The sequence below is a fragment of the Streptomyces avidinii genome (genome assembly GCF_014650695.1).
GTDB classification, from domain to species: Bacteria; Actinomycetota; Actinomycetes; order Streptomycetales; family Streptomycetaceae; genus Streptomyces; species Streptomyces avidinii.
In genome coordinates this window covers 219783-226716 of record NZ_BMVL01000007.1, presented here as the reverse complement: position 1 = coordinate 226716, position 6934 = coordinate 219783, and the positions used below count along the sequence as shown (strand labels likewise).

At 70.3% G+C, this 6934-nt stretch carries 6 protein-coding genes and 1 pseudogene; 4 read left to right on the top strand and 3 right to left on the bottom strand.

Features of this window, described 5'->3' with window-relative positions; all coding sequences use genetic code 11:
* A pseudogene (locus IE257_RS20110) lies at positions 1–101 on the top strand (GntR family transcriptional regulator); the annotation flags it as partial.
* Positions 102–458: 357 nt separating this feature from the next.
* Complete coding sequence (locus IE257_RS20105) at positions 459–743, top strand: hypothetical protein (protein ID WP_189970571.1); 285 nt, start codon at positions 459–461, stop codon at positions 741–743.
* Positions 744–973: 230 nt separating this feature from the next.
* Here IE257_RS20105 and IE257_RS20100 read toward each other — a convergent pair whose 3' ends face one another.
* The 3 genes from IE257_RS20100 to IE257_RS20090 all read right to left on the bottom strand — a co-directional run bounded on the left by IE257_RS20100 (position 974) and on the right by IE257_RS20090 (position 4545).
* The gene (locus IE257_RS20100; RefSeq protein ID WP_189970569.1) at positions 974–2398 is read right to left on the bottom strand and encodes an FtsW/RodA/SpoVE family cell cycle protein; all 1425 of its coding nucleotides are present in this window, start codon (positions 2396–2398) and stop codon (positions 974–976) included.
* A complete protein-coding gene (locus tag IE257_RS20095) occupies positions 2386–3174 on the bottom strand; it encodes an LCP family protein (RefSeq protein ID WP_189970567.1) in 789 nt (262 codons plus the stop codon). The genes IE257_RS20100 and IE257_RS20095 overlap by 13 nt, the downstream gene beginning before the upstream one ends.
* 369 nt (positions 3175–3543) lie before the next feature.
* A complete protein-coding gene (locus tag IE257_RS20090; RefSeq protein ID WP_189970565.1) occupies positions 3544–4545 on the bottom strand; it encodes a hypothetical protein in 1002 nt (333 codons plus the stop codon).
* Between the two features lie 258 nt (positions 4546–4803).
* Here IE257_RS20090 and groES point away from each other — a divergent pair, with 258 nt between their 5' ends.
* Positions 4804–5112 (top strand): co-chaperone GroES, encoded by a 309-nt coding sequence (gene groES / locus IE257_RS20085; RefSeq protein ID WP_030389102.1) that lies wholly within the window; start codon positions 4804–4806, stop codon positions 5110–5112.
* Between the two features lie 112 nt (positions 5113–5224).
* On the top strand, positions 5225–6856 hold the full coding sequence (gene groL / locus IE257_RS20080) for a chaperonin GroEL (RefSeq protein ID WP_189970564.1): 1632 nt from the start codon (positions 5225–5227) through the stop codon (positions 6854–6856).
* Positions 6857–6934: the final 78 nt, after the last annotated feature.

Genomic DNA, 6934 nt, shown 5'->3' with positions numbered 1-6934 from the left:
TCGTCCGCACTGCATTCGCGGAGGGTGGGCGGGTCGTCGAGGTCAACGAGATGACGCTGGACTCCGCCTCCTACGTGCTGGAGTACGACTTCGACGCCTAGGTCGCCCCTTCCGCATCTTGCCGGGCCCGCGGCGTCCGGCACCGCACCTCGCTGCGTTGTCGGGCGCGCCCCGGTACGTCCAGTACAAGGGCGACCCTCCGCCGTGCGATGCACGGCACCGGACGCCGCGGGCTCGGCCGACAAGATCCGAAAGTTTCGGCGGCACGCACTCGTCGTGCACGTACGTCCTGCGGTGAAGTACGGCGGCATCCATGGCCGCACCCTGAGGGACGCCGCCGTTCGCGCGAGCGGGCGAGGTCCCTTCCGGTGATTGCAGGGCGCCGCGTGAGTCATGTACGCGCCGGTCCGGGTACCCACTCTTCGCAACGACGCCAAGCACCGTTGAGGAGATCCACCATGTACGCAGCAGTCCGGCGGTACGAAGGCGTGACCGACCCGGCGGAAGCCGGGCGCATCGTCGACGAGGGGTTCGTGCCGATCATGAGCCAGGTGCCCGGCTTCGTGGCGTACTTCTGGGTGGATGCCGGAGGCGGGGTGATGGTGTCCACCAGCGTCTTCCGGGATCGTGCGGGCGCCGACGAATCGATCGAGCGGGCAGCGCACTTCGTACGCGACAACCTGGCACAGTTCCTGCCCAACCCGCCGCAGGTCACAGCCGGCGAGGTCGTCGCCTCCGCCTAGCGCCCGTCCGACAGCAGACGCAGTCCCGGACGGGTGTCGCTCGCGTGACTGAGCTGCTTCAACAGGTCGTGGGTGGCCGGCCCAGGACGGGCTGGAGACGCTGGGACCCGAGGAGCGCGTAGCGATTCGGTGCGCCCACCGGCCCGGGAGGCCGGTCCCATGGGCCCGTCTCTCGGTCGTGCCCTTTCGCGCCCGACCGGGCGGGGCATCTCCGGCCGCCCCGTCCCCGCTCAGCCCCCGTCCGGACCCGCCCCGACCCCCGCCGCCGGTACCACCGGGGTGATCGTCGTTTCCACCGGGCCGTGGGTGTCCGCCTCGCGTTGGCGTTCCGCGCTGTCGCTGATGCGGAGGAGCAGGGCGATCATGATCCAGTTGGCCAGGAGGGAGGAGCCGCCCTTGGCCAGGAAGGGGAGGGCCTTGCCCGTCAGGGGGATGAGGCCCGTCACGCCGCCCGCGACCACGAAGACCTGCAGGGCGAGCGCCGAGGCCAGGCCCACCGCGAGCAGTTTGCCGAACGGGTCGCGGGCCCCGAGGGCCATCCGGAGCCCCCGCTGCACGAGGAGTGCGTAGAGGAACAGCACGGCCATGACCCCGGCCAGGCCCAGCTCCTCGCCCACCGTGGTCAGGATGAAGTCGCTGCGCCCGGCGAAGGCGATCAGCTCGGGGTGGCCCATGCCGAGGCCGGTGCCGGAGATGCCGCCCGTGCCGAAGCTGAACAGGGCCTGCGCCGACTGGTCGGAGGTGATCCCGGCCGGGCGGGTCTCCGAGTAGTACGACAGCGGGTTGAGCCAGGCGGCCACGCGTGCCTTCACGTGCGGCTCCGTCGAGCCGACCACGAAGGCGCCCGCCGATGCCATGAGCAGGCCGCAGACGATCCAGCTGGTGCGTTCGGTGGCGACGTACAGCATCACCACGAAGACACCGAAGAAGATCAGTGACGTGCCGAGGTCGCGTTCGAAGACCAGGACCAGCATCGAGACGATCCACACCGTGACGATCGGGCCGAGCTGACGCATCGGGGGCAGCCGCACGCCCAGGAACCTGCGGCCCGTCAGGGCCAGCGAGTCGCGGTGGATGACCAGGTACCCGGCGAAGAAGATCGCGATCATGATCTTGACGAACTCGCCGGGCTGCAGCGAGAAGCCGAAGAGCTTGATCCAGCGCTTCGCGCCGTAGGTGTCCGCGCCGAAGAAGGCCGGCGCGATCAGCAGCACGAGCGCGACGGCCATCGTGATGTAGATGAAGCGCTGCAGCAGCCGGTGGTCACGCAGCAGGGCCAGCACCAGCAGGCAGGCGGCGACCCCGACCACCGTCCACATCAGCTGGCCGGGGGCGTTGGCGTCCGAGTTGTAGCGCTCGATGTAGCCCTGGTCGAGGCGGTGCAGCAGCACCAGGCCGAGACCGGTCAGCAGCATCGCGAGCGGGAGGATCAGCGGGTCCGCATAGGCGGCGAAGCGGCGCACGCCCAGGTGCCCCACCAGCGACAGCAAGGTCATGCTGATGGTGAACCCGGCGAGGTTGGGCGGCAGCTCGTCGTTCATGGCGAGGCCCGCGGCGGCGTGGCCGAAGACGGCGATGGCGATCACGAAGAGCAGGAGCAGCGCCTCGGTGCGCCGGCGGGCGACCGCGGTCGTCAGGGGTTTCAGTCCACGCACGGGATACCGCCACCGTCCCGGGAAGCGGGCGGGGAGGGCGGTGAGGGGGGCGGCGATGACCGCGGGGGTGCCGCCTCCGCCGACGACGGGGGCGACGACGGGGGCGAGGACGAGGGTGAGGACGCTGCGCCGGGGCCGGTGGAGGCCTTGGGTCCGATCTGGTCGGCAATGAGGCGCTTTATCTTCATATCATCTACGACGTTGATCTCCTCCCCATGGTTCCTTCCGAAGCCTTCGATGGGAAGGGTCGTGAATTGCACCTTCCCCCCGGACAGGTTCTTCGCCTGCTTCACGAACCCCAGCAGATCCCAGCCCTCGTCGGTCACCACGTCCTGTTTCGCGGCCTCGATCAGCTTGATCAGCTTCGCCGGGTCGGTGAAGGTCCCGGCGGAGTTCAGCTTCTTCGTCGCACCCGCGAGGAAGCCTGCTGCCGCTTCGTCCGGTCCAGGTCGCCCCGCCTCCCGGCCGTCCCGCTCAAGCCGCCGGTTGTCCTTGACGCCCTGCGCGGCGAGCTGCTCCTGCTTCTTCTCCTTCGCCAGCCCGTACGCCTTCTTGATCTTGTCCTTGCCATGGCCGGGTATGTCGACGAAGGTGTCGCGCGGGACCGAGAAGGCCTTCGCCCGGCTCCCGTCGGGCTCTGCCCGGACCCCCGGCGAGGCTGGATGTGCGGGCCCGCACCTCAGTGGGCGGTGTGGCTGGGGTGTGCGGCGGGGTCGGCGGGGGTCGGTGCGTGGGGCCGTGCCGGGGTGTCTCCTCGGCTCGGCGCGCGCGGGCATGTCTCGGCATGACGGGGTGGTCGCGCCTCGTCCTGCGGGGACACCCCGGCACGTCCCCACTCCCCTCCGCCGTCCAAGCCGCCGGGAGCCGTCCGCCCACGGGGCCGACCCGGTCGAAGTCGGCCGTGGGGCGGGGACACGCAGGAGGGTCCCCGCAGGACGAGGCGCGACCACCCCGTACGGCTGGACCGTGCCCGCGCGCGCCGAGCCGAGGAGACCCTCGTGCGGGGCCCCGACCCACCCGGGATCCGGCACATCAAGCCTCGCCGGCGATTGAGGCGCGGGGTGCGGGGCGGAGCCCCGTGGAGCCGCCCGCAGGGCAACCCGCGCCGGGCGGCACCCGCACACCGCCGAGCAACCCCGCAGGGGTTACGTGGACGGGAGGGGGCCCCATGAGTCCGGGTTGCCCCCGGCAGTCGGCGGCGGGGTTGTTCGGCGGCGTCTGCGGCGGTCGGCGGCGTCGCGGGCGGCCGCGGTCAGGGCCCAGGCCGGGAACGCGAAGGCGGTCAGCCCCAGGCCCATCGGCGCGAGCGAGCCGACGAGGTCCATCTGCACGGCGTGGTCGGTCGACGGCCCGCTCACGCGGGCGGCCACCGGTGCGTCCGGCCGATGGTCGAAGACCCCGTCGATCTTGATCCCGGGGAGGGTGAACGATCCGTCGGAGGCGGTGAAGTCCCCCGCGCACGTCATCGTCCGGTCCCCGTCGGAATCGAAGTCCCCCCAGGCGCAGCGCCCCGCGAGGAACGTGCCGTCCACTCCCGTGAGCTGGGTGATCAGCCGCGGCGCGGCCGCGTGGCACATGAAGATCCCGGCAGCGATGCTGATGGCGATCGGGACGGAATGGATCCATCGCACGCCGGAGTTCGTCCTGGCCGTACCGGGGGCGGTAGGGAGATCGGAAGGGCGTTCGTGCGGTTCTTCGGGCCGGGGCCGTGCGGCCCGGCGGCGGGCCAGGAGGTCGAGGGTGCCTGCGATCAGGGCCCACAGCGGGAACGCGAAGCCGATCAGCCCGATGCCCAGCAGGGGCGCCAGCGACATGAGCCCCGGCCGCACGGCCTCGTCGGCCGACGGGCCGCTCACCCGGGAGGCCACCGGCCCGGTCGGGTCCGTGGCGAACAGGTCCTCGGCCGCGATCCGCCGGATGGTGAACGATCCGTCGGCGGCGGTGAAGGAGCCGACGCACGCCCGCTGTCGGACCCCGTCGTAGTCCTTCTGCCACCGGCACTGCTCCGCGCGGAAGTTGCCCTCGACCCCCGTCAGCTCGGTCATCAGCCGCGGTCCGGCCAACGAGAACGCGGAGATCCCGATCGCGAGGCTCACGATGATCGAGATGATGTCGCGCCAACGCAGCTGGGCGTTTCTCCTGGTCATGCCGTGGAGAGTAGTGATCCCCGACGCTCGTGAGCCCGCGGGGGTCGGCGTTCCGGCTCCGCTCCGCGCAACGCCCGGGGGTCGGGAATTGGCACTCCGCTTGACCGAGTGCTAATCGCCGGAATAGTCTCGCACCTGGCACTCACCCCTGGTGAGTGCCAACGCAGCGACAGGCAGATCCGGCACCCGCGACGACGGATCGACCTGGTCGCCACCTCAGACAGTTAACCCCGGATCTCCGAAGGGGGAGGTCGGATCGTGACGACCACCAGCTCCAAGGTTGCCATCAAGCCGCTTGAGGACCGCATTGTGGTCCAGCCGCTGGACGCCGAGCAGACCACGGCTTCCGGCCTGGTCATCCCGGACACCGCGAAGGAGAAGCCCCAGGAGGGCGTCGTCCTCGCGGTGGGCCCGGGCCGCTTCGAGGACGGCCAGCGTCTCCCGCTGGACGTCACCGTCGGCGACATCGTGCTCTACAGCAAGTACGGCGGCACCGAAGTGAAGTACAGCGGCGAGGAGTACCTCGTCCTCTCTGCTCGCGACGTGCTCGCGATCGTCGAGAAGTAATTCTCTTCATCAGTACTGCTTTGAGCTGCGCCCCTGGTCACCCCGCTGATTGCCGGGCGGCGAGGGGCGCAGCTCGTTAAACCCGAGTTTTCGAGAGGGCTGAACCGCTCCCATGGCGAAGATCCTGAAGTTCGACGAGGACGCCCGTCGCGCCCTCGAGCGCGGCGTCAACAAGCTTGCCGACACGGTCAAGGTGACGATCGGCCCCAAGGGCCGCAACGTCGTCATCGACAAGAAGTTCGGCGCCCCCACCATCACCAACGACGGTGTCACCATCGCTCGCGAGGTCGAGCTGGACGACCCGTACGAGAACCTGGGCGCGCAGCTCGTGAAGGAGGTGGCGACCAAGACCAACGACATCGCGGGTGACGGCACCACCACCGCCACCGTGCTGGCCCAGGCGCTGGTCCGCGAGGGTCTGCGCAACGTCGCCGCGGGTGCTTCCCCGGCCGCCCTGAAGAAGGGCATCGACGCCGCGGTCAAGGCCGTGTCCGAGGAGCTCCTCGCGACCGCCCGCCCGATCGAGGACAAGTCCGACATCGCCGCCGTGGCCGCGCTCTCCGCGCAGGACCAGCAGGTCGGCGAGCTCATCGCCGAGGCGATGGACAAGGTCGGCAAGGACGGTGTCATCACCGTCGAGGAGTCCAACACCTTCGGCCTGGAGCTGGAGTTCACCGAGGGCATGGCCTTCGACAAGGGCTACCTCTCGCCGTACATGGTCTCGGACCAGGAGCGTATGGAGGCCGTCCTCGACGACCCGTACATCCTGATCAACCAGGGCAAGATCTCCTCGATCCAGGACCTCCTGCCGCTGCTGGAGAAGGTCATCCAGGCCGGCGCCTCGAAGCCGCTGCTGATCATCGCCGAGGACGTCGAGGGCGAGGCGCTCTCCACCCTCGTCGTCAACAAGATCCGCGGCACCTTCAACGCGGTGGCCGTCAAGGCTCCCGGCTTCGGTGACCGCCGCAAGGCGATGCTCCAGGACATGGCCACCCTCACCGGTGCCACCGTCATCGCCGAAGAGGTCGGCCTCAAGCTCGACCAGGCCGGTCTGGACGTACTGGGCTCCGCCCGCCGCGTGACCATCTCCAAGGACGACACCACCATCGTCGATGGTGGCGGCAGCCACGAAGAGGTCCTCGGCCGCGTCAACCAGATCAAGGCCGAGATCGAGTCGACCGACTCGGACTGGGACCGCGAGAAGCTGCAGGAGCGCCTGGCGAAGCTCGCCGGCGGCGTCTGCGTCATCAAGGTCGGCGCCGCCACCGAGGTGGAGCTCAAGGAGAAGAAGCACCGTCTCGAGGACGCCATCTCGGCGACCCGCGCCGCGGTCGAGGAGGGCATCGTCTCCGGCGGTGGCTCCGCGCTCGTCCACGCCGTGAAGGTCCTGGAGGGCAACCTCGGCCTGTCGGGCGACGAGGCCACCGGTGTCGCGGTCGTGCGCCGCGCCGCCGTCGAGCCGCTGCGCTGGATCGCCGAGAACGCCGGTCTCGAGGGTTACGTCATCACCTCGAAGGTCGCCGAGCTCGACAAGGGCCAGGGCTTCAACGCCGCCACCGGCGAGTACGGCGACCTGGTCAAGGCCGGCGTCATCGACCCGGTGAAGGTCACCCGCTCCGCGCTGGAGAACGCCGCGTCCATCGCCTCCCTGCTGCTCACGACCGAGACCCTGGTCGTCGAAAAGCCGGCGGACGACGAGGGCGACGCCGGTCACGGCCACGGCGGTCACGGCCACAGCCACTGATCGCACGCACCACGCCGAGAAGGCCCCGTCCCGCAGCCGCGGGGCGGGGCCTTCCCCGTGCCGGGGGCTTCAGGACCG